At 58.4% G+C, this 646-nt stretch carries 1 pseudogene; it reads right to left on the bottom strand.

The features are described 5' to 3' along the window. Positions 1-71 precede the first annotated feature (71 nt). A pseudogene (locus QVP67_RS09135) lies at positions 72-646 on the bottom strand (sodium-dependent transporter); the annotation flags it as partial.

Here is a 646-nt window from a genome sequence, read left to right on the forward strand (position 1 = left end):
CGTTGCAGGTGAAGAACTGCCACAGGAGGGTCCATCGTTTCTTATTCTTTCCGTTTGGCCGCATGCAGCAGTTATTTCAGCAGTCCCAGCTCGTTGATGAAGATGAAGGCGATGCCTATCGGGGCAATGTACTTCAGGATGAAGGCCAGCAACAGACCGATCTTGACGGTGCCGTTGTTGGTGAACTCGCCCCGCATAATCTTCTTGTCCAGATACCAGCCACTGAAGAGAGCGATGAAGAATCCGCCCAGCGGCAGCATGATTTTGGCTGTCACGAAGTCGAAGAGGTCGAACAGCGTCAGTCCGAACAGGGTGTATTCCTTGCCCACACCCAGCGACAGCGAGCAGAGCGCGCCGAGCACGATGCAACCGGCGGTGACCAGACGGGCCGCCTTGCTGCGCGTCATGTTGAACTCTTCGTGCAGATAGGCCGTCACCACCTCGTGCAGCGAGATGGTAGAGGTGAGCGCCGCCAGCGCCAGCAGCACGTAGAACATGATGGACAGGATGATGGCCAGCCAAGGCAGTCCGCCAAAGGCTTGCTGGAAGACGTTGGGCAGGGTGATGAACAGCAGGCTGGGACCGGCATCGGGCTGTATGCCCACCGAGAAGGCGGCGGGGAAAATGATGAGGCCCGCCAGTATGG

It is taken from the genome of Bacteroides sp. CAG:633, assembly GCF_000435115.1.
Lineage (GTDB): Bacteria > Bacteroidota > Bacteroidia > Bacteroidales > Bacteroidaceae > Bacteroides > Bacteroides ndongoniae.